The following is a 23712-nucleotide window of genomic DNA, read 5'->3' on the forward strand; positions in this document are numbered from 1 at the left end:
GCCAAGAGTACGAATCTTGACGTTTTTAATTATAATCTTTTTGGAGTGTTTAGTTCATTCGTTAATGAAGCGAAGTCTAACTTAACTTTCAACCTGTATATATTCGCAGGTCTTAAAAGATTACTTTTAATAGAAACTGCTTATTAAAGTTACTTTCCTCACAAAGGAAGTATTGCTTTTTACACAGTTTCACAGGAAACACACAAATTAAGCATCCATACAAAGGATGCTTTTTTACTTTCTTACTACTTCTTTTTTATTTATATCTATAGGTAAATATTTCTCTTTTGGCTTGTATTCATGTTTAAAATCATTACTTAAAACCCACTCTGGAAGCCCCCAAAAACTAAGATTGTTAGCCCCATTGTATTTCACTACAACTAATTTTCCTTGCTTTTTCAATCTTCTAGCTACATTATCAATCCTTTTTACACTCCCACTTAACATGTTCATATGATATTGAACATCATGAAGTTTAGTTCCACGCCCCAAATAATTTTCAAATAACCACAATAGTTGTTTATCCTTTCTAGCTAATGAAGGAAAATTTTTAACTGCTTCAGATTCGTTAAAAAGATTTTTAATCTTTATTTCTTTTATTTTTTCTGGATTTGTAATTTTAGAATAATTCTTAGCGATATCATTCTCTTGAATTACAACGAGTATATTCTTAATAGTAACATCTAGCCTATCCCTAATGATGTTTAATTCATCTTTAGTTTTTAAAAGCCCCTCAAGTAATAATTCATTAGAAGTCATTTCAATTCTCTTTTACCCTACATAATTAGGATGAATATATACTCAAAAGTAAACAAACACAAGAGAATGTCAAAAGGAAAGTAGTAAAATTTACATATAATCGTTAAAGTGTTTATCTTTTACGATGAAATACATATCATTTAATATTTATATGTGTTTAAGTGATGTTATTTAGATTGATTACAAATAATTAATAATGTTTAACCTTAAATATTTTCCATTCGCTAGCTAAGATAGGATATTCTTTCTTACGAACCAAAGTCCAATAACTAGGAAAGTTCTCATCTTTTATAAACTCTGTAATCTTTCTTAAGTTTCCAAACGTAGCTATAACTATGTCGTCTTTAACAAGCACATAGTTATATTGATTTTCTTTCCTCTCTTTATATGTAGTCATATTACAAAACTACAAAAATATTCGGAATAATTTGTATATGTCAATATATTCGGCTATATTTGCATAGTAAAACAAAGAAATTATGAACTTTAAATCTCTACCACAGTTATTAGATTACTTCAAGGAAGAAAGCACTTGTTTAGAATACTATGCTCAAATTCGTTGGAACGGTAAGCCTGTTTGCCCTCATTGTGATAGTGAGAGAGTATATACAACTAATAGAGGTTACAAGTGTGCTAATAACGAGTGTTATAAAAAGTTCACGGTTAAGGTTGGCACAATATTTCATAATTCTAAAATATCTTTAAGAATATGGTTCGCAGCCATCTATTTAGCAACCACACATAAAAAAGGGATTAGTTCAGTACAATTAGCAATCGATTTGGGAATTACTCAAAAGACAGCTTGGTTTGTATTGCACAGAATTAGAGAAATGCTAAAAGAGAAAGCTCCGCAAATGTTGGGCGAAAACAATATGGTAGAAGTTGACGAAGCGTATATTGGCGGAAAAGAAAGCAACAAGCATATTAGTAAAAGACGTTCTTTCGAGGACAAAAACCTAACTAATGAGGGTAAGCCATTTAGGGATAAGAAAATAGTTGTTGGACTTATTGAGCGTAACGGAAATGTTGTTTTAAAGCATGTTCCTAAAGCAGATGCCAATAATATGGTAGCATTTATCAATAAGCACGTTCCAGAGGGTTCAACGGTTTATAGTGACGAAGCTTCGGTTTATAGAAAGTTACATAAAACCTATACACATGAAAGCGTTAAACACGCTTTGAGTATTTATGTTGAGGGTTCAGTTCACACAAACACTATTGAGAACTTTTGGAGTGTACTTAAAAGAGGGTTATATGGTATCTACCACCAAGTAAGCGAAAAGCATTTAGAACGTTACCTAGATGAATTTAGCGCACGTTTTAACACACGTTCTTTGACAAGTCAAGAAAGATTTGAAAAGTTTTTGGTAGATAGTGAGAGTATTTTGAGTTATAAGAGATTAACTTGTAGCAGATAAATAATAATTAAAACATATATTGTTTTAGTTGTAACTTTTATTAATTTGTTAAGTCTAATTAATAAAGTTCAGTTACATGATAAATTTTTGTTCAAAATTCATAATTTTTGTGTTAAAATCGTTGAAATGCAAGTGAAATGTAGTATTTATCTTTCATTTTATTTTTTAATTGGCATAAATGTTGTATTTTTGCGCTGTAAAAGAACCTAATTAATAGCAGATTAAGTTTATTTTATACACACCTTAAAACAATGACTACTAAATTACTTACAGATTATCTTGAAAGCAATGACATTGCTTACAAGATAGATAACAACCCTTCTCCTGCAAAGGTTAATAGGATTCAAAAAGCTCTTGCCAGAAAGCGAGAATTGATGAATCTAGCTGTTAGCGCATACAAACAGGTAAGAGGGATTTAATGATTGTAGTTACAAGAGAAAATATTTATGGACTCGATGTCTTCAGGTTCATAAGCTCAAAGCGTACGCCATACCAATTAGTTTTTGATGATACTGTTAGCCTGAAATATACTGAAGTTTCATTAGTAAACTTATTAGGTCAATCAGATTCGATTTATTGTAAATCTCTAAGACAAGCTGTTTGTAGTATAATTTTTGATTACATAGCAGAAAAAAAATGTACCTTATATTTTGATTTTAAATTAGATGGAGCAAAAGGCATGTCGTTATTTAAAAAATTTGTGCGCTGGATAAAATTAGAGCCTAGAGTTATTGCTGATGTTGAAATAACACCTTATGATGGCTCACATTATATTGAGTTTAGATTAAAGCTAAACAAAGTATACATTAAGTCATTGAATGTTAAATGAAATATGAATAAAGAAAACAAACCAAAAGACAAGCCAAAAACAAACGGTGACAGTCTTAAAATTAAAGGCACATTAGACGATGTTCTAAAGGTGTCAGTTCCTAAAAAGGATAAAAAGTAAACCGTTCCAATGTTAGTAGAATTGGAATAGGAGTTCATTGATAGAATTACCTTTAATTTGATTTATTCGGCAAGATGCTCACGCTCTGGATTCTGAATAAGTAGATTCTAAACGTGGATTAAAGGTCTGACTTCACAAAAAAAAGCGATTTTCACGCTTCATTAAACCATTATTCTTTCTTGTCCCCTTTTGTATATAGATGCCAGTAAATATAACACTTTATTCATTTACAAACGACTACAAACATTTACAAACGATTTTAAATGTGTAATAACCGACTAATGCTTTGATGACGTCGCATCTTTGTAATGTCGAAACATAAGAACTCGATAGTATTAACTGTTTAACACGAAAATTTAAAATTATGAACTCATTAAGAAACAAAGTACAGTTGATTGGAAACCTTGGGAACGACCCAGAAATTATCAATCTAGACTCAGGAAAAACATTGGCGAAATTTGCTATAGCCACTAACGAAAGTTATAAAAATGCCAGTGGTGAAAAAATTACAGACACGCAATGGCACAACGTCGTTGACCATTTGCGAAATCGAAATAGAAGCCCAAAAGCCGCTGCCTAAGGGATATCCTATAAATCCGACCTCAATCGGTGATTATTTGAAACAATACAGAATCGCAAATAGCTACACAGCATTTCAAATATCACTTGAGCTGGATGTTTACGATTCCACAATCTATAAATGGGAACATGGGCTTACAAAACCTACTTTGGAAAACACAAATAAAATAATCGAATTCATGGGTTATGACCCTAGAATTTATAATCCTTTAAAAACAGAAAATTATGAACTCACTTAGAAATAAAGTACAACTTATTGGAAGACTTGGACAAGATCCAGAAATTATCACTTTTGAAGATGGTGGTAAAATTGCAAGATTTAATTTAGCAACTGATGATAGTTATAAAGATAAAAATGGGAACAAAGTTGAGCGTACATATTGGCATCCAGTTGTCGTTAAAAATGGATTGGTTAAGGTCGTTGAAAACTATGTAACCAAAGGTAAAGAAATTGCTATTGAAGGTAAATTAACAAATCGTTCTTGGGATGATAAAGATGGTAAAAAGCATTATGTTACTGAGGTTATTTGTAATGAACTTTTGATGCTTTCCAAATAGTAGTCTATGAGTTGCAAATGCTCAGAAAATAGGTCTAGTGATTCACTAGGCCTATTTAGGTTAGTGTTAAAAAAATTGATTTATAGATATGGTGAATCTGTTTAGGACTACCTTGAACTCATTAAAATCACTATAAATAAAGGAGTTTCTGATTGTCGCTTTTACACAACTCAAATATATGCTCAAACCTTTGGAGATAAAAACGAGTTAATAACGTGGTTTCCTCTCATATTACCAGTTGAAACTATTAATTGTGTTAGTAGAAACTTAAGTTTAATTAGCTTCCATCACAAAATATGTAATAAATTCAATTCTTTGGGGATCCCTAAAAGATTACCCTTATAAATAAATTCTGATTTCTTTTATAATCCAATTAACTGCTTGGTCTAGATCAAAAAATACTTCGCCTTTAAATTTTAATAAGCGTTTTTCAATTTCAAAATTCTCATATCCAATTCCAGAATGGAGGACAACAGCATTTAACCTTAAATCGCCAAATTTCTTTGCTATAGGCATTAATTCTGGTAAATTAATTGAGTAAGAATTAACCCTATTGCTGATTAGTCCATAAGGTTTCTCAATTCCAAAGTAGTCATTAGCTAAGTTCATGGCTTCCAAAAATTGAGACCTTCCTAGAACTACTCCTTCACTTATTTCGGAAATAACAAAATCTTCATAAAAGTATAAACCTCCCCAAGGAAAATTAAACGATGCATTTGAATCATGATAATAACTGTTTTTAGTTTTATTCATTTTAGAGGGATTTTCTATATTAAAGTTAGTAAAAAAAACAGTTTCAAACCAAGGAAACTGTTTAAATTAAAAAAAGTACATGAACATAGATTTTTGGATATAAACGTAAAAACCCAAATTAAACATTATGTTACTGAGGTCATTTGTAGTGAACTTTTAATGTTGAGCAAATAAAAACCTCTACAAATTCAAATAAAAAAAGAGCTGTAAATTACAGCTCTTTTTTTATCTAACTTCTTGCAAACTCTAATAAAAGTTTATAATCATTTAAATCTGCTTTTTTTACTGCCTTTAGGTAAGCAGCACGTGCTACTCCTTCTTTTGAGAGATTACTTGCTCCCCAAGAAAAAGGTGACTTACCAAATAATTTTTCAATTATTATATCTGCCATTAATCTGCTGTGTCTACCATTTCCATTGGGGAAACAATGAATACTAACTAAACGATGCTTAAAGCGTATTGCGATTTCATCTTCAGAATAAGTCTTGTTCTCTATCCAATATAAAGCATCCTCACAAAGTACTTTAAGTTCCATAGGTATTCGATGAAAATCAACACCTATATTTTTATTAGTTTTCCTAAATGTTCCTGCCCAAGCCCAAACATTGCCATACATACGTCTGTGCAAGTCGCAAATAAACTTTTCTGAAAAGACTTGTTCTGGTTTGAATTTTTTACCAAATATCCACTGCAACGCTTCTTCTATATAGAGTTGTTCAAATTCATCTAATTCTCCTTTTGTAGAAACAGTCTCAATTAATAAACCTTCTTTTTCGTCTTCATCAATGGGTGTTTGACCATCTATATAGTCTAGGTTTAATCCCATAATATTTTAGGCATTTCGTTTTTAATATTAGTTGTACGCTCCTCTATTGCTTTTTTTAGACGTTCTTCAGAATTTTCTTGATCTTCAAGCTTCATATTGTTAGAAGTTCTCGATACAATTTTTATTGCTAGTTCTCTTGCCTTATGTTCTATTAAAGCATCTAAAGTACCATCATTTGGCACTAAACCATAGACCAATTTCATATCTAAAGCATTTGCTGCTTTTTTTAAACTTTTAAGCGTGATGTTTCCTTCTTTTTCTCTTTTTTCAATTTCTTGAACGCTTTGCTTGGTAATAGATAGCTTGTTTGCTAATTGTTGTAAAGACATACCCAAAGACAACCTTACAGCTTTTACCCAACCAGTTCCAGGTGGCGTAACCTTAGTTGCTTCTGAGAATCCTTTTATCTTACGGTCTAATTGTTCTAATTGTAGTTTCTTTTTATTCATATCGAAAGGCTTTATACTGACTTTTAAAATACTAAAGTAAGTCTTTATACTGACTTAAAAAAATTATTTGTAATTATATAGCCTGACAAAAATGTTTTTAACAGACTTTTCATAAAAGCAAGTTTTTCTTCCCAAGGCGCAACGCACAATGTCGTTGCTTGGGGAAAAACAGCTCAGATTGTTGAGAAATATGTTACCAAAGGAAAAGAGGTTGCTATAGAAGGTAAACTAACCTCAAGAAGTTATGATGACAAAGATGGAAACAAACGCTACATTACCGAAGTTGTATGTAACGAATTACTCATGTTAGGAAAATAAACTCTAAAACTTTTAATCAGCTTCCAAATGGAAGCTGATTTATTTTTTAGACTACCGTTACAATGAAAGTGTTATATTTGGTTTATATAACCTATTATGCTAACAAACGCTACCAAAATTGCCATTAGGGCTACCTTATATTTAGCCATGTTTTCTAGTGAAACAAAAAAACTAGGCGTCAAACATATTGCTGGAACCTTAGAAATACCGAAACCATTTTTAGCAAAATTATTACAGAAACTTAATAAAAGTGATATTGTATCTTCTACTAAAGGCCCTCATGGTGGTTTTTATTTAAACCAGATAAACACAAAAAAAAGAGTTTGGGATATTATTGTTTGCATAGATAATCCTGAACGTTTTGACCAATGTTTTTTAGGGCTTGCTGAGTGCAGTGACGATAACCCTTGTCCTTTACATTTTACTATTGCTCCTTTTAAGAAAAAAATAATGAAAGATTTTAGAGATAAAACAATTAACCAATTTGCCAATGAGATAAAAAATTCCGATAAGATTATTATTTCATTGAAAGATTTTGAGGCGTTATAGATGATAGATTTATTTTATCAAAAAATTAGCAATCAACAGGTTTTTTTTTAATACTCTGTATATTTTAAAAACCTATAAACTCCACTTTTTTTATTAAAAGCTCCTCTAATATATGAATCTTTATATTTGAAAACTGATTCAAAAAGCTGATTTCCTTCCAAGTTACTTGAATCGTTATTGATTATATCAAATCCATTTAATGGAATATTATCACCTTCAACATGACTAAAATCTTTATCAAAAAGACAAATAATTCTGGTAGATTTTGTTTTTGAATACGAATTAAATGCTGAAAACAATGCGCCTCCAATCATTCCTCCAATCATTCCTCCCATTATACTCATATTGACTCTCTGAATTTCTTCACTAGCTCCTATGGTTACTACATATAAGCCTTCTCGTTCATAAACTGAAACACCCAAGTTAGACCTAAATATTTTTCTTAAAAATTGTTTTGTTCTTTTTAACTCTCTATAGTTAGACAAATCTCCTCCTTCTAGCATAATAGGAGAGTTCTTAAAGTCAATTTCTGAATCTTCATTAATGGTAAATTCTTTTACAAGTTCATTAGTAGTTTTATTATAGATACTAAAAACCAATCTATAAGGAGTTACATGAACTTTAAAAAACAAATCTTTATAAATAAAAGAGTTAGACTTAGATCTAAGCTCTGTTTTTGTAAAATCTTTATTCTCTAACTCCTTAACTTTCCAGCTTCCGTCTTTAGTATCTATATTAAGGAGATATGTATAATCATCTTGAAAGTCTGTGGTTAAAGTAACAACTCCTTCATTAAAATAAGCTTTACTACTAGAAGATGTTAGTTCTAGAGACATTGGTTCATTTTTTAAAATTTGAGATGTTTTTCCATAACCATTAGGTCCGAAATACATATAATAAAATTCACCTCCTTTTATTCCTGAAAATTCATGCTCAGTAAGGTCAATTGTTTTAGTCTCAATATTACTCTCCTTATCAAAAGTGTAAAGTTTCAATACTGAGGTTCCTTGAATAATTGTAAGTAAATGTAATATCTCCATTTCATTAAATGAATCTACTATTACCTCTTTTCTCAAATCAATTGGAAGCTCTTCCTTTACAACAAACTTGTTTGTAGTAAAATTAAATGCTATGCTCGAAAACTTTCTACCAGATCCATTTTTAAAAAATAAAGTCACTAGATAATCGTTTATGACACTCCCAATAAAATAAGGTGTTTTTTTAGGAAATAAAGGTACTCGCATTTCAGAAATCAACTCCTGATTTTCATTATACAAATAACCTGTAATACCATTATACTCTTGGAGAAAAAAAGCAAAATTACCATTAGAAGTATCCACAACTGGAATTGCGTCTTTAATTTCTGAGCTATTAGCTCCAAACCTTGTATTAATATGAACCCATTCCTCTTGTGAAAAGCCTATAAGAGAATTTAAAAAGAAAAACACAAACAAAAACTGTCTCATAACCTAACTAATCTTCAACCCATTTGTAACCTCATCATGTTTATCAGGATTTACAAACACCAAATTTCCTGCACTGTCTTCGGTCATTAAAATCATGCCTTGGCTTTCCACACCACGTAAGGCTCTAGGCGCAAGGTTTACCAATACGGTTACTTTTTTACCAACAACGTCTTCTGGTGTAAAGCTTTCAGCTATTCCTGACACAATAGTTCTGGTGTCAATTCCTGTATCCACCTTTAACACCAATAATTTTTTTGTTTTAGGCATTTTCTCAGCCTCTAAAATAGTGCCCACACGAATATCCAGTTTTGAGAAATCATCCCAGGTAATTTCTTCTTTTTGTGGTTCTACTTTTTTATTGGCTGCTTCATTAGCTTTTTTATTTGCTTCTAATTTGTCTAATTGTGCTTGAATTTCCTTATCCTCAATTTTTGAAAATAATAACTCTGCTCTACCTATAGTATGATTAGCTGGAAGTAATTCTTTACCTTCAGAGATTCCATCCCAAGTGAAATCTGAATCAAGTGCAGCATGACAAAGAATATCTTCTAATTTTTTTGATGTAAACGGTAAAAAAGGTTCGCCTAAAACCGCTAAAGCTGAAGCGATTTGCAATGCCACATACATGATGGTTTGCACACGAGCTTCATCTTCTTTTATAACCTTCCAAGGTTCTTCATCGGCTAAATACTTATTACCTAATCTAGCTAAATTAATAAGCTCTTGACTTGCCTCTCTAAAACGATAACGCTCAATAGAACTTGCAATAACTGCAGGAAAGGCTTTTAAAGTTGCTAACGTTTCCTTGTCAATAGCTGAAAACTCATTAGGTTTTGGCACTATTCCGTCGTAGTATTTATTGGTAAGCACTACGACTCTATTAATGAAGTTACCAAAAATGGCAACTAACTCATTATTATTTCTAGCTTGAAAATCTTTCCATGTAAAATCGTTATCCTTAGTTTCTGGTGCATTGGCTGTTAAGGCATAACGCAATACATCTTGCTTATTTGGAAACTCTTGTAAATATTCATGTAACCAAACTGCCCAGTTTTTAGAAGTTGACAACTTGTTTCCCTCTAGATTTAAGAACTCATTTGCTGGTACATTATCTGGTAATACATAGCTGCCTTCAGCTTTTAACATTGCTGGAAATATAATACAGTGAAATACAATATTATCTTTTCCAATAAAATGCAACAATTTTGTATCCTCGTCTTTCCAATAAGGTTCCCAATCTTTCCCTTCGCGTGCTGCCCACTCTTTTGTAGCAGAAATGTACCCAATTGGCGCATCAAACCAAACATACAACACTTTACCTTCGCCACCTTCAACAGGAACAGGAATTCCCCAATCCAAATCACGTGTGACTGCTCGCGGACGTAAACCGTCGTCAATCCAAGATTTTACTTGACCATACACATTAGGCTTCCAATCTTTTTTATGACCAACCAGAATCCATTCTTTTAAAAAGGCCTCATGCTTATCTAAAGGCAAAAACCAATGCTTTGTTTTTTTTAAGGTTGGCGTTGCTCCAGTAATTGCTGATTTTGGGTTTATTAAATCGGTTGCATTATGGCTAGTTCCACAGTTTTCACATTGGTCACCATAACTTTCTTCATTACCACATTTTGGGCAAGTTCCAATAACAAATCTATCTGCTAAAAACTGATTGGCCTCTTCATCATATAACTGCTCTGTGACTTCTTCAATAAACTCACCTTTATCATATAAGGTCTTGAAAAACTCAGACGCTGTATCGTGATGAATCTTTGCAGAAGTTCTTGAATAATTATCAAAAGAAATTCCAAAATCTTCAAACGATTGCTTGATAATAGCATGATATTTATCGACAATATCTTGAGGAGTCACACCCTCCTTTTTTGCCTTGATAGTAATAGGCACACCATGCTCATCACTTCCACAAATAAATACTACATCTTGACCTTGAAGTCTTTGGTAGCGTGCATAAATATCTGCTGGCACATAAACACCTGCTAAATGACCAATATGAATGGGACCATTAGTATAAGGTAAAGCCGCCGTTATGGTATATCTTTTTGGTTGATTCATTAATTCTAAAAAATTAAATTATACGTCATTGCGAGAAGTAAAACGACGAAGTAATCTCAATAATCACAACATCTAACAAACAGATTACTTCGTTATACTCGTAATGACAAGTTGTTTTTGAAGGCACAAAAATACATAATTTGTCAACCTTTAAGAAACCAAATTAATTAGAACTTCGTTATATTTACCAAAAGCCTATAATATGATTTTTAAACGCATTACATACACATTATTAATATTGACTTTAGTTTGTCATAATATGGTTTTAGCGCAGTCTTCAAATGTAACTTATTCTAATACTACAATGTCTAAACCTTTTATTAAACCGCAATCTTTAAAAGCAGGTGATTCTGTTGCCATAGTTGCTCCTTCAGGGATTTTAAAAAATCGTGAAAAAGAAATAACCCAAGCAAAAGAATTACTTAAAAGTTGGGGACTTAATGTTATTATAGGTGAACATGTGTTTAAAAAAGATAATCATTTTGCTGGAACAGATAACCAGCGCGCTGAAGATTTCCAAAAGGCTTTGGACAATCCAAATATTAAAGCTATTTGGTGTGCTCGTGGTGGTTATGGCACTGTGAGGATGATTGACAAAATAGATTTTACCAAGTTTAAAGAGAGTCCTAAATGGGTGATTGGTTACTCTGATATTACAGCTATTCACAACCAACTTAATATTGAAGGTAGCGAATCTATACATGCTATGATGTGTACGAGCTTGAAAGACGATTTATCGGAAATTGAAAACACCGTTGAAACCTTTAGATGTGCTTTGTTTGGACAACCTTTAAGCTACACAATCGAAGGGTCAAAACACAATAAAAAAGGCAATGCAAGTGGTGCCTTGGTTGGTGGAAATTTAACCCTATTACATACGATGCTAGGCTCTAAAACTAGTATTGATACGTCTGGAAAAATATTATTTATAGAAGAAATTGGAGAGTATAAATACCATATTGACCGAATGTTGCAAAGTTTAAAACGTGCTGGCTATTTTGACAACTTAAAGGGACTTATTGTGGGAGACATGAGTAATCTTAGAAAAAACACAACGCCTTGGGGAACGACCATCGAACAATTAATTTTAGGTGTGGTTGCCGAATATGACTTTCCTGTGTTATTTAATTTCCCAGCTGGTCATGAAGATGATAACAGAGCTTTGATTTTTGGAAGAACGATTCAGTTAGCAGTTGGTAGTGAGCAATCGTCAGTTGTTTTTAATAATTAAGTAAAACTGTAAACTGAATATTGTTGACTGAACACTTTAAAGATGGCACAACACAACGAACTTGGCAAAAAAGGCGAACAACTGGCAGTAGATTTTCTACTTAAAAATAATTACACCATAGTTGAGCGTAATTATAGATTTGATAAAGCCGAAGTTGATATTATTGCTCAACAAAAAGGCACGCTTGCAATTATTGAGGTTAAAACGCGATCGACAAACGACTTTGGGAATCCGCAGGATTTTGTTAAACCAAAACAAATTCAGCGTTTGGTAAAAGCAGTAAATGAATATGTGATTGAAAACGATTTGGATGTAGAAATTCGTTTTGACATTATTGCTATTGTAAAACAAGGAAAAGGTTATGATATTGAGCATTTAGAAAATGCGTTTTACCATTTTTAGCTACTGAAAAAAAAAGGAATCTTATACATTAAAATAAGAATAAAAAAGTAGATTCCGTATCACACTTCGACTACGCTCAGTGGGACAGTGCGGAATCACAGAGCTATCTATTTTTTAATTAACTTTTTTAAGGCTTCAATATCGTAAGGCTTCGCAATAATTTTTTTCTCACTATTTAAAACAAAATAGGTTGGCGTAGCACTTACGTTATAACTTTTACCTATTTTATTTTCCCATTTCCCTAAACCAAGCACATGCATAAACTCAGGGTATTTTTTAATTTCATTTTCCCATTGGTAAGGCTCATCTTCTAAACCAATAGCTACTACTTTATAGTCAGGGTTATCTAATGTTTTTAAGTGTGCCTGTAACTGCGGAATTTCTTGTAAACAATGCGAGCAAGTACTACTCCAAAATACAACAATGTATGTTTTAGCCATATTTAAATCGTAAAGCGATATTGGAGTTCTAATACCATCTTCATCAATAAAGACATCAAATTCTGGAGCCTTATTTCCTATTGATGTGTTTTTAAATTGATTTAAACCGTTTACCAGTTCACTGTCACCTAAAGATTCAGCTAGTTGCAATAAGTAAGTATCCGAAATATAATTCGCCACACCATCAAAATTTGTATCAACCATTTGTTGCCAAATTATTTCTAGCAGAGTACTTTTTATTTCGGGTTTGGCATTTTTCATTGCCATAAAAACTTCGTCAATATTTTGTTTGTAAATAGCTTCTTCGTCTTCTTTATCGGCAGCCATTCCAAATACATAATTAAGCACACGATCTATAAGAAAATTAGAACTTTGCAACACTTCATTATTAAAATCTACTCCTTTAAAAAAGTGTTTTTTTAAATTATCAATATAGGTTGTAATATCTTCGAATGATTCTGGTATATATGGTTTGTTAGCTTTAATAAAATTACTCGCTATAGTCCCTTTGGCAGCTTTTTCGTATTCTAATTGCGTTTCTTTTTGGGTTTTAAATATTGACATTAACGCAGTACTATCTTGGCTTTGCTGATTGTAAAAATTACCGATACTTTGGCTAATAAGAGACATACTATTAGTATATGAGCTCATTAATGTATTCTCTACAGAGGATTTAAAATCGACTCCAGTTTCAGCATTAAAGGTTAATGAAACGTCTTCTTTAGCATTATAAATAATATCGAAATTAAATTCTTCTTGAGGTAAGGCATACACCAATCTGTACATACCTTCTGTAACAGTAGAGTCTAGCTCTAAATTAAAGTTGCCTTTTTCATCCATTTGTGTATTTGCTACATACATAGTTGATGTTGGCGTTATTTTATACAACACAGCAAAGGGATAATCTTCTGCTGGCGAAAAAGTACCTTTAATAGTATGTTGCGCTATTAAAAAAGATGGTAATAATAAAAAGATGAAAATTATTTTTTTCAATTTAGTATGTGTTTATTTTTGTTAATACCTTTATTAGATAAGGCATATTTACTTATTTTATCAATTCAAGAATCACGCCAAAATTGGCTGTAATACCTCTAAAGCTTTATCTACCGATTTTACATTATCAAAAGTAAGCAATAATCGTAAACCTTGACGTGTTTGCTTTTCTTTCATTTTACACTTAGTTGGATGCGTTTGAATGTATTGCAATACTTTTGAAAAACCAATGCTTTGATAAAAACCACTCTGCTGATCTTTTATAAAATAGCCAATACATTTGTTTTTTTTCATCACTATTTTTTCGAAACCTAACTTGGTTGCAATCCATTTTATACGAACGCTATTTAATAAATCTGCTACTTGCGTTGGTAATTCACCAAAACGATCAATAAGTCTAGATTCAAAGTTAAGTAATTCTTCTTCCGTTTTTAAGTTGTTTAACTCGGTGTATAAGTTTAAACGTTCGGCAATATTATTGACATAATCATCTGGAAATAATAACTCGAAATCGGTGTCGATTGTTATATCTTTTACGTAATCTTTATCTTTATTTTCGTCTTTATATAAGTCTTTAAACTCATTTTCTTTAAGCTCTTCTATAGCTTCATTTAATATTTTTTGGTAGGTGTCAAATCCAATCTCATTAATAAATCCGCTTTGTTCACCTCCAAGTAAATCTCCTGCGCCTCTAATCTCTAGATCTTTCATTGCAATATTGAAACCACTTCCAAGTTCGGTATGTTGCTCCAATGCTGTAATACGCTTTCTAGCATCATTTGTCATTGCTGAATATTCTGGCGTAATAAAATAACAAAATGCTTTTTTGTTGCTTCTACCAACACGTCCTCGCATTTGATGCAAATCACTCAATCCGAAATTATTGGCATTATTGATAAAAATAGTATTAGCATTTGGCACGTCCAATCCGCTTTCTACAATGGTGGTACTCACTAGCACATCAAATTCACCATTCATAAATGCTAACATGAGCTGCTCAAGTTTTTTGCCTTCCATTTGTCCATGACCAATCCCTATTTTAGCATCAGGAACTAGTCGTTGAATCATACCTGCAACTTCTTTTATGTTTTCAATGCGATTATGAATAAAGAAAATTTGTCCGCCACGTTGAATTTCGTAACTCACAGCATCACGTATGGTTTCTTCATTAAAACGTATTACGTGGATCTCGATTGGATAACGGTTAGGTGGTGGTGTTGTTATAACCGATAAATCGCGAGCAGCCATTAAACTAAATTGAAGTGTTCGAGGTATTGGTGTTGCTGTAAGCGTCAATACATCAACGTTTTCTTTTATGGTTTTAAGTTTCTCTTTAACTGATACGCCAAATTTTTGTTCTTCATCAACAATTAATAATCCTAAATCTTTAAACTTTACATTTTTGTTAACTAATTGGTGTGTGCCTATAATAATATCAACACTTCCCTTTTCTAGGTTTTCTAAAGTTTCACGTTTTTGTTTTGCCGTTCTAAATCGGTTAAGATAATCTACTGTTACAGGAAAATCTTTTAAACGCTCGGTTAAGGTTCTATAATGTTGATATGCCAAAATGGTTGTAGGCACTAAAATGGCTACTTGCTTCCCATTATCAACAGCCTTAAAAGCTGCTCTAATAGCGACTTCGGTTTTGCCAAAACCAACATCTCCACAGACCAAACGATCCATAGGACGTTCGCTTTCCATATCTGCTTTAATATCTGAAGTTGCAGTTATTTGGTCTGGAGTATCTTCATAAATAAACGATGCCTCTAATTCGTGTTGCATATAGCTATCTGGATTATATTGATAGCCAGTCTTCATTTTACGTTTTGCGTATAATTTAATTAAGTTAAACGCAATTTCTTTAACCCTCGACTTGGTTTTTTGTTTAAGGGTTTTCCAAGCTTTACTTCCTAGCTTATAAACTTTAGGTGGTTTTCCATCTTTACCATTAAATTTGGTAATTTTATGTAATGAATGAATGCTTAAGTACAAAATATCTCGCTCTCCATATACCAACTTAATAGCTTCTTGTTTCTTGCCTTCAACATCAATTTTTTGTAAACCTCCAAAACGACCAATTCCATGATCTATATGTGTTACGTAATCACCAACATCTAAATTTGTAAGCTCTTTTAAGGTGATGGCTTGCTTTTTTGCATAACCATTTTTAAGATGAAATTTATGGTAACGTTCAAATATTTGATGATCTGTATAACAAACTACTTTAGCTTCATGGTCTATAAAACCTTTGTGCAATGACAATACAAATGTTTTGTAATGCACATCTTCATCTACATCATCAAAAATATCATGAAATCGTTTTGCCTGTTGTTCTGAAACACAACTAATATAGTTTGTATAACCCTTGGCATGATTTGTATTTAAATTATCAATTAATACATTGAACTGCTTATTAAAAGATGGTTGTGGAGATATATTAAATGTTATTGTTTGGGATGTATCAGACACGTTAGACATTACTGCCGAACTACCAAACTCAATAACATTAAAGTTTAAAAATTGCTTTTTCAATAAGTTTGAATCACAAAAAAGCTCCTCAGGTTGCGCATGTTTTATATCGCTTGATAAACTATTGAATACTTCAACAGCTTTCTCATAAAAACCATCAATTCTAGCAAACATAAGGCCAGCATTACTTGTAAAAATAACAGTTTTTTGGGCAATGTACTTTAAAAAACTCTGTCTGCTTTCTTCTAAAAACTTATTAGCAACATTAGGAATAATACTGATTTTTTTTATTTGCTCTGTAGATAATTGTGTTTCTACATCAAATGTTCGAATACTATCTACTTCATCTCCAAAAAATTCAATTCTATATGGTTCGTCATGAGAAAAAGAAAACACATCGACAATACCTCCTCTAACCGAAAACTCTCCAGGTTCGGTCACAAAGTCAACACGTTTAAATTTATATTCAAACAATACTTCGTTTACAAAATCAATTGATAAATTATCATCTTTAGATATTTTTAACGTGTTTTTTTCTAATTCTTTTCTGGTAACTACTTTTTCGAAAAGCGCATCAGGATAGGTAACAATAATTGCTGGTTTTTTTCTAGAATTAATCCTATTTAAAACCTCTGCTCGCAACAAAACATTGGCGTTGTCTGTTTCTTCTATTTGGTATGGTCTGCGATAGCTTCCAGGGTAAAACAACACATCTTTTTCATTTAGCAACTGCTCTAAATCGTTTAGGTAATAAGCCGCTTCTTCTTTATCATTAAAAATTAGTAAAAATGGTTTATCTGCTTCTTTAAAAGCATTAGAAATAACAAACGAAAAAGAGGATCCTACAAGTCCTTTTAAATGTGTCTTGTTTTCAATTTTGGCAATAGCATTTTGCAGTTTTTGCTGTTGCAAAGACTGTAAAAAAGTTTGCGAGATTGTTGCTTTACTCACTAAAAAAATTTTGAAACAAATATATAATAATTGTTGATTAGAATTTTACAATTTATAGAACAAAAACATATTAATAATATTATATTTGCATCACAAAAAAAGTACACATTATGTCAATTTCAGATTTATTTGATAGTGGATTTAAAAAGCGAAATGAAGACCATTTTGCGGCAATTGTTAGAGTTGCTATGAGCGATGATATTATTAATGACGCCGAAAAAGCTTTTTTAGATCGTTTAGCTAGGAATTTAAATATTTCGGAGCTAGAGTATAAACAAATATTAAAAGATTATAAAACACATCCTATTAATCCACCTTTATCTTACGACAGACGTTTAGAACGTTTATACGATTTAGCAAGAATGGTTTGGGCTGACCATATTGAAGGTGAAGACCAAGTGAAGATGCTCAAAAAGTTTGCTGTTGGTTTAGGTTTTAGAACCGAAAATGCCAAATACATTACAGATAAAGCACTTAAGCTAGTACATAAAGAGGTTGATTTAGATACATTTACAGAAGAAATGAAAACTATGAATCAATAGTTACATAGTACCATAAAAAAAGCGAACTTTATCAGTTCGCTTTTTTTATGGTACTATGTTAGTCTTATTTAGCATTTTTCATAAACTCCTCTGCTTTTTCAACCATATTTATACTACCGCAAATAAAAGGTACTCGCTGATGCAACTCGGTTGGTTGAATGTCCATAATTCTGTTAAATCCATCGCTGGCTTTTCCATTGGCTTGTTCTGCAATATATGCCATAGGGTTTGCTTCATATAGCAAGCGCAATTTACCATTAGGATATTTAGAACTTTCTGGGTACATATAAATACCTCCTTTAATCATGTTTCTATGAAAATCGGACACTAAAGACCCAATATATCTTGAAGTATAAGGTCTGTCTCCTTCTTCTAATTGGCAATATTTAATATAATCTTTTATGCCTTGTGGAAAACGTATGTAGTTTCCTTCGTTTACAGAGTAAATTTGACCATCAACAGGAAATTGCATATCTGGATGAGACAAATAAAACGTACCAATAGCTGGGTTTAAGGTGAAACCGTTTACACCATCACCTGTGGTATATACTAACATGGTTGATGTACCGTAAATAACATAACCAGCTGCTACTTGTTGATTACCTTTTTGTAAAAAATCATCAATTGTTACTGGTGTTCCTACTGGAGTAACACGTCTATATATAGAAAATATTGTTCCAACCGATACATTTACGTCTATATTAGATGAGCCATCTAAAGGATCCATTAATACAACGTATTTATTTTGATTGTTTTCGTCTTGACTATTTATTGATATATAATCATCTTCTTCTTCACTAGCTATACCACAAACTATGTTTCTGTTTGTAAGTGTTTGAATAAATTTTTCATTAGCATAAACATCCAACTTTTGTTGGTTTTCACCTTGAATGTTTTGGTCGCCAGCTGCACCTAATATATCTACTAAACCAGCTTTGTTAACTTCATAATTTACCACTTTAGCAGCCAACCTTATTGAGTTTATTAATCGCGATAATTCACCAGAAGTATATTTAAAAGATGTTTGATTTTCAATAATAAACTCTCCTAAAGTTTTGTTTTTTTGAGACATATTTAAGTTGTGGGTTGTTTTGGCAAATATCGTACTTTTTAACAAATTTATATAGTTTCGTTATATAATAAATAAACAATATTATCAACTTTAACCTATCTTTGAGCCTTAAAATTATTCAATAAATTACAATGAATTTTACTATTAGAGATGCCACAAAAAACGATATGCCTAGTGTATTAGAGCTCATCATTGAACTAGCTGTTTTCGAGAAAGAACCAGATGCAGTTGAAGTAACTGCAGAAAGTTTGGTTGAAGATGGATTTAGTGATAACCCTGCTTTTAAATGTTTTGTTGCCGAAGTAGAAAACAAAGTAGTTGGTGCGGCTATTGTATATAATCGTTTTTCTACCTGGAAAGGAAAAATATTACATTTAGAAGATTTAATAGTTTCACAAAACATGAGAGGGCATGGCATTGGCACTAAGCTGCTTGATGAAGTAGTAAAATATGGTCATCATTTAGGTGTAAAACGTATTAATTGGGAAGTTATTAGCTGGAATGAAGGTGCCATAAAATTATATGAAAGAAAAGGAGCCAAAGTATTACGCGATTGGAATGTTGTACACTTAGATGAAAATGGAATTAAAAACTACATTGAAAACTTAAGTTAATGCAAGTATTTAAATTTGGTGGTGCATCGGTTAAAGATGCTAATGGCGTAAAGAACTTAGCTAAAGTATTACAAACTGTTGGCTATAACGATACCTTAGTTATCGTTTCGGCAATGGGAAAAACCACCAACGCACTAGAGGCGGTAATTAATAATTACTACAAAAACAAGAAAGAGTTACAAAGCTCTATTCAAGACGTTAAAAAATTTCACAATGCTATTTTATTAGATCTTTTTGAAAACGAAAACCATACTGTATTTAAAAAGGTGGCTAATTTTTTTGAAGAACTAAGTGTATTTTTTGATAGAAATAAATCTCCAGACTACAACTTTGTTTATGATCAGGTGGTTATTTTTGGTGAGTTAGCGTCAACAACTATTGTAAGTGCTTATTTAGAAGACTTAGGTATAAAAAATAATCTTTTAGACGCAAGAGAGTTTATTAAAACAAATAGTTATTATAGAAATGCAACTGTTGACTGGGAGACCACTCAAAAAAATATCTCTAACAAAGTTTCAAAATCAGTTCTTAATATATCTCAAGGATTTATAGCAAGTGACAAGAATAACTTTTCTACCACCTTAGGCAGAGAAGGTAGTGATTATACTGCGGCTATTTTTGCTTATTGTTTAAACGCTAACAGTGTTACAATCTGGAAAGATGTTCCAGGTGTTTTAAACGCAGACCCTAGGTATTTTGAAAACGCTCAATTGCTTAATCAAATATCCTATCGCGAGGCTATAGAGCTTGCTTTTTATGGTGCTTCAGTCATTCATCCTAAAACATTACAACCCTTACAAAGAAAAGAAATTCCTTTGTACGTGAAGTCATTTCTTAATCCAAAAGAAAATGGCACTACGATAAGCAAAGGTATCGATATTGAGCCAAAAACTCCTTGTTTTATCGTTAAAAAAAACCAAGTGTTATTATCGCTCTCTTCACTAGATTTTTCTTTTATAGTTGAGAAAAATATTAGCTATATTTTTCAATTACTACATCAATATAAAATGAAGGTTGATGTCATTCAAAATTCTGCTATTAGTTTCTCTGTTTGTATCGACAATAATTACAATAAGCTTGAAGAATTGTTACAACAACTAAAGGCTACATTTAAAGTAGATTATTTTGAAAATGTTTCGCTTTACACCATTCGTCATTATAACCAGCAGTCTATTAAAGCTTTAGAAGCAGGCAAAACTGTTTTATTAAAACAAATTTTCAAAGAAACCGTTCAAATTGTAACAAAATAAGACCTATAGTACTCTTTAATTGTATAAAAAAATTGATTAGGTTTGTAACACTTTCTTTAAAATAACTAAATGGGACTTGTAACTGCAAAAGAGGTGGCTAAAGCCATTCATGCTGATAAGTATGGATTTATTGGAACTTTTTTTGGATGGATTATCATGAAGGTTCTTAATATTTCTGCTATTAATAAGATTTATAATAGAAATAAACATCTTAAAAATCTTCCTTTTTTAAATGCTCTTTTGGACGATTTTCAAATTAAGTTTGAAATTCCTGAAGAAGACCTTAAGCGCTTACCTAAAGAAGGACCCTATATAACCGTATCCAATCACCCTCTTGGTGGTATAGATGGTATTTTATTGCTTAAGTTAATGCTTGAACAGCGAAGCGATTTTAAAATTATTGGTAATTTTTTATTGCATCGTATTGAGCCTTTGAAGCCTTATATAATGCCTGTTAATCCATTTGAAGACAGAAAAGATATTAAATCGAGTGTTGCTGGTTTTAAAAACTCATTATTACATTTAAAAGATGGACATCCTTTGGGTGTTTTCCCAGCTGGTGAAGTATCGACTTACAAAGATGGTAAACTAGTAGTTGATAAACCTTGGGAAGAAGCAGCTATGAAGCTAGTAAAAAGAGCTGAAGTTCCTGTAGTTCCAATTTATTTTCATGCTAAAAACAGTCGTTTATTTTACCGACTTTCAAAGATTAGCGATACACTACGCACTGCCAAATTACCATCCGAATTACTAACCCAAAAGCATCGAACAATCCGTGTTAGGGTAGGAAAACCTATTTCGGTAAAAGACCAAAAAGAATACCAATCTCTTGAAAGCTTTTCGGAATTTATAAGGCGAAAAACTTATATGCTATCTAATGTGTATGACAAGCCAAAAATATTAGACAACTTTCAATCAAGCTTAAAGGTTCCTAAAGCGCCAAAAAATATTGTTACGCCTGTAAGTACAGAAAGTATGATATCTGAAGTAGTTGCACTAAATGATAGTGACTGCAGACTTCTAAAAAGTAAAAATTACGAGGTGTATTTATCGCATGCCAAACAAATACCTAACATTTTAAGAGAAATTGGACGCTTAAGAGAAATTACCTTTAGAGAAGTTGGAGAAGGCACTAATGAAGCTATAGACTTAGACAAGTTTGATAGTTACTACCATCATATGTTCCTTTGGGATGCAGATAAACATGTGATTGCTGGTGCTTACAGAATGGGATTAGGCTCAAGGATTTTTGAAGCTTATGGTATTGATGGTTTTTACCTTCAAGATTTATTTAGGTTTGAGCCTGAGCTCTATAAAATGATGAGCCAATCTATTGAAATGGGACGTGCATTTATTATCAAAGAATATCAGCAAAAACCTATGCCTTTATTTTTACTATGGAAAGGTATTGTGCATACAACTCTTCGTTTTCCTGAACATAAATATTTAATTGGAGGCGTAAGTATTAGTAATCAGTTTTCAAATTTCTCAAAATCGTTAATGATTGAGTTTATGAAATCACATTATTACGATCCTTATGTAGCACAATATGTACATCCTAAAAAAGAGTTTAAAGTAAAACTTAAAGATGCTGACAAGGACTTTGTATTTGATGCGACCGAAGCCGATTTGAACAAGTTTGACAAGATTATTGATGAAGTAGAGCCAGGAGCATTACGTTTACCTGTACTACTTAAAAAATATATTAAACAAAATGCAAAATTAGTAGCGTTTAATGTAGATCCATTATTTAATAATGCCGTTGATGGCTTAATGTATATTAAAATTGCCGACTTACCTGAAAGCACTGTACGTCCTGTTATGGAGGAGTTTCAAACGGAATTGGAACGTAAGTTTTCTGGAAACAATACTAATGAAGATACTTAATCTTTTAAAATTGTATCTATAACATTTCTTAAGGTATTCTTCAATGTTATTTTCAATTTTTATTGGTGTTCGTATCACACTTTGACTACACTTAGTGGGACAGCATGGAATGACAAATTATTTATAATCCTACTTTTTTACTTCGTCTTTCTAGAAAATGATTATTAAGCCATTTACCATCGCGTTTACCTATTTTTTCTCTAACACCTACTACTCTAAAACCACATTTTTCATGTAATTCTATACTAGCTTTATTTAGAGAAAAAATTCCAGCTTGTAAGGTCCAAAAGCCTTCTTTTTCGCTTTCTTCAACAAGAGCTTCAAGTAACAATTTCCCAATACCTTTTCCTCTACTATTTTTAGCCACATAAACGGTTACTTCGGCAACACCTTTGTAAACATCTCGTTTTGATACTTGCGATAACACTGCAAACCCAACTACTTCGTTATTAGTTTGAGCAACTAAGCGACATTTTTTTATGAATTTCTCATTCCAAATTTCAAACGAAGGGACTTCGGTTTCAAAAGTTGCAATTCCGGTAGCTATACCTTCAGCATAAATTTTTGAAACCGAAGCCCAATCCTGTTCATTAAATGTTCGGATTGAAATATTCATTCTTAGCAACAATTACCACTTGGTGAACAACAAGGTTCATCCGACACTAAATCGGTTTTTGCTTCTTCAACTATACCACAAGCCTCTTTAGCTTTACAGTCGGTTTTTTCAACACCTAACTTAATAATTAAGTTGTTATTTTGTATTTCAAAATCGTTAACAAACATTTGTGCAGTATGAAACGTTTTGTTACTATATTCAAATTTGAGTTCAGCTTCCATATCGTATGGCTTCATTTTACCAACCTTGTTTAAAATGCTCAATGCTTTATAAACACTCATAAAATCACGCTTGCCAATTTCCAATGGGCTTTCCCAAAGTTGTATAATGGTTTCATTCCAAGTATCTGTACCTGAGCCACAATCTACCGAATCGATTTTAATATGCTTTACTTCAGTAATGTGGTAATTTGCTCCAACAAACTCTTGTGGTTTGTATTCAAATAGTAACGACTTATCTTTATGTGTATTAAAGATGTCGAATAGTTCTTTTGTTTTCATGTTTTATTATTTATTTGTTTTGCGCTTGAATGGGCTAATAACATA

Annotated in this window: 25 protein-coding genes and 1 pseudogene; 14 read left to right on the top strand and 12 right to left on the bottom strand. The window is 31.9% G+C overall.

Annotated elements, in window-relative coordinates:
* Window positions 1–234: 234 nt before the first annotated feature.
* Together E5167_RS00200 and E5167_RS00205 are read right to left on the bottom strand one after the other, a co-directional pair.
* Complete coding sequence (locus tag E5167_RS00200; protein WP_136839824.1) at window positions 235–759, bottom strand: hypothetical protein; 525 nt, start codon at window positions 757–759, stop codon at window positions 235–237.
* 190 nt (window positions 760–949) lie between these two features.
* Window positions 950–1156, bottom strand: coding sequence for a hypothetical protein (locus tag E5167_RS00205; protein ID WP_136839826.1), 207 nt, complete (start codon window positions 1154–1156; stop codon window positions 950–952).
* Window positions 1157–1238: 82 nt separating this feature from the next.
* Here E5167_RS00205 and E5167_RS00210 point away from each other — a divergent pair, with 82 nt between their 5' ends.
* The 6 genes and pseudogenes from E5167_RS00210 (at window position 1239) to E5167_RS00230 (ending at window position 4263) form a co-directional block, all read left to right on the top strand.
* Complete coding sequence (locus E5167_RS00210) at window positions 1239–2177, top strand: IS1595 family transposase (protein ID WP_136839828.1); 939 nt, start codon at window positions 1239–1241, stop codon at window positions 2175–2177.
* Between the two features lie 251 nt (window positions 2178–2428).
* Window positions 2429–2596 (top strand): hypothetical protein, encoded by a 168-nt coding sequence (locus E5167_RS15345; RefSeq protein WP_169301342.1) that lies wholly within the window; start codon window positions 2429–2431, stop codon window positions 2594–2596.
* Window positions 2596–3006, top strand: a complete 411-nt coding sequence (locus E5167_RS00215) for a hypothetical protein (protein WP_136839830.1) — start codon at window positions 2596–2598, stop codon at window positions 3004–3006. The genes E5167_RS15345 and E5167_RS00215 overlap by 1 nt, the downstream gene beginning before the upstream one ends.
* Before the next feature lie 484 nt (window positions 3007–3490).
* Window positions 3491–3661 (top strand): annotated as a pseudogene (locus E5167_RS00220) (single-stranded DNA-binding protein); the annotation flags it as partial.
* 82 nt (window positions 3662–3743) lie between these two features.
* Window positions 3744–3944, top strand: a complete 201-nt coding sequence (locus E5167_RS15350; protein ID WP_169301343.1) for a helix-turn-helix domain-containing protein — start codon at window positions 3744–3746, stop codon at window positions 3942–3944.
* Window positions 3931–4263, top strand: coding sequence for a single-stranded DNA-binding protein (locus E5167_RS00230; RefSeq protein ID WP_136839835.1), 333 nt, complete (start codon window positions 3931–3933; stop codon window positions 4261–4263). Before E5167_RS15350 ends, E5167_RS00230 begins: the two co-directional genes overlap by 14 nt.
* 339 nt (window positions 4264–4602) lie before the next feature.
* On the opposite strand, the gene E5167_RS00235 is transcribed toward E5167_RS00230, so the two are convergent.
* The 3 genes from E5167_RS00235 to E5167_RS00245 all read right to left on the bottom strand — a co-directional run bounded on the left by E5167_RS00235 (window position 4603) and on the right by E5167_RS00245 (window position 6291).
* The gene (locus E5167_RS00235) at window positions 4603–5016 is read right to left on the bottom strand and encodes a hypothetical protein (protein WP_136839837.1); all 414 of its coding nucleotides are present in this window, start codon (window positions 5014–5016) and stop codon (window positions 4603–4605) included.
* Between the two features lie 229 nt (window positions 5017–5245).
* A complete protein-coding gene (locus tag E5167_RS00240; protein WP_136839839.1) occupies window positions 5246–5842 on the bottom strand; it encodes a mobile mystery protein B in 597 nt (198 codons plus the stop codon).
* Window positions 5833–6291: a mobile mystery protein A gene (locus tag E5167_RS00245; protein WP_136839841.1), complete on the bottom strand. Its 459-nt coding sequence runs from the start codon at window positions 6289–6291 to the stop codon at window positions 5833–5835. The genes E5167_RS00240 and E5167_RS00245 overlap by 10 nt, the downstream gene beginning before the upstream one ends.
* Window positions 6292–6402: 111 nt before the next feature.
* Between E5167_RS00245 and E5167_RS00250 the strand changes: the two genes are divergently transcribed.
* Both E5167_RS00250 and E5167_RS00255 read left to right on the top strand, forming a co-directional pair.
* Window positions 6403–6609, top strand: a complete 207-nt coding sequence (locus E5167_RS00250; RefSeq protein ID WP_262709572.1) for a single-stranded DNA-binding protein — start codon at window positions 6403–6405, stop codon at window positions 6607–6609.
* A 96-nt stretch (window positions 6610–6705) separates the two neighbouring features.
* Complete coding sequence (locus E5167_RS00255; protein WP_136839843.1) at window positions 6706–7158, top strand: RrF2 family transcriptional regulator; 453 nt, start codon at window positions 6706–6708, stop codon at window positions 7156–7158.
* A 47-nt stretch (window positions 7159–7205) separates the two neighbouring features.
* Here E5167_RS00255 and E5167_RS00260 read toward each other — a convergent pair whose 3' ends face one another.
* Together E5167_RS00260 and metG are read right to left on the bottom strand one after the other, a co-directional pair.
* Complete coding sequence (locus tag E5167_RS00260) at window positions 7206–8624, bottom strand: hypothetical protein (protein WP_136839845.1); 1419 nt, start codon at window positions 8622–8624, stop codon at window positions 7206–7208.
* 3 nt (window positions 8625–8627) lie between these two features.
* On the bottom strand, window positions 8628–10697 hold the full coding sequence (gene metG, locus E5167_RS00265; RefSeq protein ID WP_136839847.1) for a methionine--tRNA ligase: 2070 nt from the start codon (window positions 10695–10697) through the stop codon (window positions 8628–8630).
* 202 nt (window positions 10698–10899) lie between these two features.
* Between metG and E5167_RS00270 the strand changes: the two genes are divergently transcribed.
* Together E5167_RS00270 and E5167_RS00275 are read left to right on the top strand one after the other, a co-directional pair.
* A complete protein-coding gene (locus tag E5167_RS00270; protein ID WP_136839849.1) occupies window positions 10900–11928 on the top strand; it encodes a S66 peptidase family protein in 1029 nt (342 codons plus the stop codon).
* A 42-nt stretch (window positions 11929–11970) separates the two neighbouring features.
* Complete coding sequence (locus tag E5167_RS00275) at window positions 11971–12330, top strand: YraN family protein (protein ID WP_136839851.1); 360 nt, start codon at window positions 11971–11973, stop codon at window positions 12328–12330.
* A 107-nt stretch (window positions 12331–12437) separates the two neighbouring features.
* Here the strand turns inward: E5167_RS00275 and E5167_RS00280 are convergent, their stop codons facing one another.
* Both E5167_RS00280 and mfd read right to left on the bottom strand, forming a co-directional pair.
* Window positions 12438–13763 carry a TlpA family protein disulfide reductase gene (locus E5167_RS00280; protein WP_136839854.1) on the bottom strand — a complete coding sequence of 442 codons (1326 nt, stop codon included), beginning with the start codon at window positions 13761–13763 and terminating at the stop codon, window positions 12438–12440.
* Window positions 13764–13835: 72 nt separating this feature from the next.
* The gene (gene mfd, locus E5167_RS00285; RefSeq protein WP_136839856.1) at window positions 13836–17186 is read right to left on the bottom strand and encodes a transcription-repair coupling factor; all 3351 of its coding nucleotides are present in this window, start codon (window positions 17184–17186) and stop codon (window positions 13836–13838) included.
* 110 nt (window positions 17187–17296) lie between these two features.
* On the opposite strand from mfd, the gene E5167_RS00290 reads away from it, so the two are divergent.
* Window positions 17297–17728, top strand: coding sequence for a TerB family tellurite resistance protein (locus tag E5167_RS00290; RefSeq protein WP_136839858.1), 432 nt, complete (start codon window positions 17297–17299; stop codon window positions 17726–17728).
* Window positions 17729–17792: 64 nt separating this feature from the next.
* Here the strand turns inward: E5167_RS00290 and fbp are convergent, their stop codons facing one another.
* Entirely contained in the window at window positions 17793–18800 is a 1008-nt protein-coding gene (fbp, locus tag E5167_RS00295; protein WP_136839860.1) for a class 1 fructose-bisphosphatase, read from the bottom strand.
* A 131-nt stretch (window positions 18801–18931) separates the two neighbouring features.
* On the opposite strand from fbp, the gene E5167_RS00300 reads away from it, so the two are divergent.
* From E5167_RS00300 to E5167_RS00310, 3 genes are all read left to right on the top strand, one after another.
* On the top strand, window positions 18932–19414 hold the full coding sequence (locus E5167_RS00300; protein ID WP_136839862.1) for a GNAT family N-acetyltransferase: 483 nt from the start codon (window positions 18932–18934) through the stop codon (window positions 19412–19414).
* Window positions 19414–20664: an aspartate kinase gene (locus E5167_RS00305; protein ID WP_136839864.1), complete on the top strand. Its 1251-nt coding sequence runs from the start codon at window positions 19414–19416 to the stop codon at window positions 20662–20664. The genes E5167_RS00300 and E5167_RS00305 overlap by 1 nt, the downstream gene beginning before the upstream one ends.
* Window positions 20665–20733: 69 nt before the next feature.
* On the top strand, window positions 20734–22551 hold the full coding sequence (locus tag E5167_RS00310) for a GNAT family N-acyltransferase (RefSeq protein ID WP_136839865.1): 1818 nt from the start codon (window positions 20734–20736) through the stop codon (window positions 22549–22551).
* Between the two features lie 121 nt (window positions 22552–22672).
* Here E5167_RS00310 and E5167_RS00315 read toward each other — a convergent pair whose 3' ends face one another.
* Both E5167_RS00315 and E5167_RS00320 read right to left on the bottom strand, forming a co-directional pair.
* Window positions 22673–23167 (bottom strand): GNAT family N-acetyltransferase, encoded by a 495-nt coding sequence (locus E5167_RS00315; RefSeq protein ID WP_136839867.1) that lies wholly within the window; start codon window positions 23165–23167, stop codon window positions 22673–22675.
* Window positions 23168–23169: 2 nt separating this feature from the next.
* A complete protein-coding gene (locus E5167_RS00320) occupies window positions 23170–23667 on the bottom strand; it encodes a DUF6428 family protein (protein ID WP_136839869.1) in 498 nt (165 codons plus the stop codon).
* Window positions 23668–23712 lie beyond the last annotated feature (45 nt).

It is taken from the genome of Pontimicrobium aquaticum (assembly GCF_005047595.1).
In the GTDB taxonomy this organism is placed as follows: domain Bacteria; phylum Bacteroidota; class Bacteroidia; order Flavobacteriales; family Flavobacteriaceae; genus Pontimicrobium; species Pontimicrobium aquaticum.